Source organism: Candidatus Anoxymicrobium japonicum (assembly GCA_002843005.1).
Classification (GTDB): Bacteria; Actinomycetota; Geothermincolia; order Fen-727; family Anoxymicrobiaceae; genus Anoxymicrobium; species Anoxymicrobium japonicum.
This window is the reverse complement of record PHEX01000126.1, coordinates 1-2,779: the sequence shown is the minus strand read 5'-3', so window position 1 is coordinate 2,779 and position 2,779 is coordinate 1. Positions and strand designations below refer to the sequence as shown.

Below are 2,779 nucleotides of genomic sequence, written 5' to 3'. Positions count from 1 at the left end.
TATTGCCTCATCTAATAAGACAGTAACATATTACAACTCCATGACCACAAACTATGGCGACGGCCCGGCAGGCTGGGGCGAGGTCTGCACCGATAATCAGTATAAAACTTGTTATACATTTAACGCCGGCGCGGCCGCGCCTTCAACCTGGAGTAATACCGATGGAAACGGCAATAATATTACCTTTAACGACCATGTAAACGCGGATCAGACATATGTCAGCGTGGATGATGTTCAGGTAAACGACACATCTTATCCCGGCTGGCCTGCTGCAGATTTTCCCGGCACAGCCCTTGACCTCGGCTACCTTGATGGAGCCGGCGCACCTGTCCCCAACAGCGGGGCCCAAGTATGCGTTACCTTCACGCTTCATTCAACAGAAAGTTCAGAGACTCGGGACACAGTGGATTTTTCAGGGCTGACCATCCCTGGCTACCCAGCCGCTTGCGGGGGCGATGAAGACTATGACCAGGGCGTGGTGATTAATTTTGCCAAAAGCTATGTGGCTGTGAATACTAGTACTTCTCCCAAGGTGATAGACGCGTGCGAGGCAAAGCAGTTCACCATTGCGATTGTGCGAGGCAAAGCAGTTCACCATTGCGATTGAGGACCACTTTAATGACTGGCCCGACTACTGGCCGCTTTACGACGCGTTGGTAAGACTTAACACAAACGGCAATTACACCCTTTTGGGCGGGGTGGGCGACCCGACCTATCCCATCACCTTTACCAATATAAACACCATTTCCGGCGGTGCTATTGGGGCCTTTAATCCAACGCAGGCAGGCAATGTCTATACCTGGGACCTTGGCGACATAAGGCATCATGATGCTAATGGAGCAGGCTATGCCCCAAGCCCAAGGATTACCTTCTGGATGAGGAAGAATTGCGACGCCACTCAAAAGGACTGGTCAGCGGACATATATTTTAATGATAGATGTTTTGATAATGCCGACCCGCGACATTTTGATACTGCAGGCTCCGGCGGCGGCCATCACTATCCCAACGAGGGCGTTACCCTTGTCAAAAAGGGCAATCCCATGGCAAACATAGTTCCACCCACGGTCAGCGCCACAGGGAGGTATCCCCAGTTCACCATACAGGGCTGGAATGCAGGCACTGGCGGACTGTATAACCTGAATGTGCAGATTGATAACAATAACCCCGGCAAGCCCCTTTGTCTGGAATAATATAGCCGCGAACGGTAAAGGCAATATCGTGATAACCAACAAACTTGCGAGCTGCACTGCTCCCCATGCCGATGTAAGGATATGCTGGGGCTGCGGCACGGGGTGCGGCGGCGTATGCACGCCGGCAAATTGTTCCTCAACTCCCTGCTGCGGCGACGCCGATATCTGTCTGTGTCAGACAGCAGGCATTGATTATCTGCTTCCATCTCCTGCTGTAATGGTCGTTGAGCACAGCGTTGACCATAAGACAGATTATTGCGGCGATAATTCTATTTTTACCGTGAAGACAAAAAATACCAGCGCGATCAACTCCTATAATGTCAAGGTAGTAGAGAAACTCCCGCCAGGGTTGACCTATACGGCAGGAACCGCTGTTCACACTTATAGCTGCGGGGCAATATTGGCGCCTACCGAGGTAATTACAGGGACTGTCGCAACAGGACTGACCATTACCTGGGATTTTACAAATGCCCTGCCCGTTGACGCCTATGGCGACAGGCCAATGCCGGAGGCCTGTGAGCTGACTGTCAATTTCAATGCAAATATAGCAATCTGCACTGACGCGCAGGCATATTCAACAGGCGACAAAAAGGCGTCGGCGCATGTAGAGTTTGACCCGCCGTGCAACCTGCCAGGCGGCTCTGTCATCTCCTCTTCTGATTATAATCTTTACACCTCTGCCGCAAACCCCAGGGTAACGATTGTAAAGGAAGGAAGAAATGTCACCAAGGGAACTGCCTGGACCCCGGGAACCGTAATAGCCGACCTGGCCGACACAATAGAATGGCGGGTTACGCTGAACTCAAACGGCGACTATCTTGCCACGGATGTGAGACTGCAGGACGCCATACCCTCTAATACAACATATGTGCCAGGCTCAACCACACTTGACGGCGCAGCTCAACTTGATAATGTATGGGCACCTGGTACGGCGCCTAACGGCATCGCGCCAGGGAGCAACACGTTTTCCCTTGGTGATATGGCTGTTTCGTCAACCCATACAATAATCTTTTCGACAACGGTTGCTTCCTGCCAGACCGACAGGACAAACACTGCGAAGGTAACCTGGGGCTGTCTGACAGGATGCGGCGGCACTACGCCCGCGACAGAGCAATCGGCGCAGGATGATGTCAGCTTAAGGACAATACCCTATCTTGCCATGACCACATCAGATATATCTACCAACGGTTATTTTGTGACCGATGGCGGGAAACTGCGGGTAGTGATAACCAACTACGGCGCAAGGGCGACCATTTCTGCCGGAGATTATCTCAATGTCCCCCTGCCCACGGGGTTCAATTATGACTCAAGCTGCGGCCCGACAATTACGAGCAATCAAACACATCCAACCCTTAATCCATTACCTTTACCGATATTGGGCGGCAGTACAAACAACGCCTGCGGCGGGGCAAACGGGGAACTGCGCTGGGACAACACAGGGATTGACTATATAGACACGAACGAGACCATCACCCTTGAGTTTAATCTCCAGGCGGACGGCTGTTATCTTGATACGACCTGCGCCGGCCATGGGCCTGATGCAAATGCGCCCAATACAGGGACAGAGCATATTCCCATCCCGAATACCA

3 protein-coding genes are annotated in these 2,779 nt (G+C 52.1%); all 3 read left to right on the top strand.

Annotation, left to right across the window (positions count from 1 at the left end; all coding sequences use genetic code 11):
• The first annotated feature begins 40 nt into the window (after positions 1–40).
• Positions 41–607, top strand: a complete 567-nt coding sequence (locus tag CVT63_08375; protein ID PKQ26623.1) for a hypothetical protein — start codon at positions 41–43, stop codon at positions 605–607.
• A complete protein-coding gene (locus CVT63_08370; GenBank protein ID PKQ26622.1) occupies positions 567–1,190 on the top strand; it encodes a hypothetical protein in 624 nt (207 codons plus the stop codon). The genes CVT63_08375 and CVT63_08370 overlap by 41 nt, the downstream gene beginning before the upstream one ends.
• A gap of 217 nt (positions 1,191–1,407) precedes the next feature.
• Positions 1,408–2,779 (top strand): hypothetical protein (locus CVT63_08365; GenBank protein PKQ26621.1); only part of this gene is annotated, 1,372 nt, incomplete at its 3' end.

Coding starts and splice junctions, on each gene's coding strand:
- CVT63_08375 (PKQ26623.1), top strand. CDS start 41: ATGACCACAAACTATGGCGACGGCCCGGCAGGCTGGGGCGAGGTCTGC.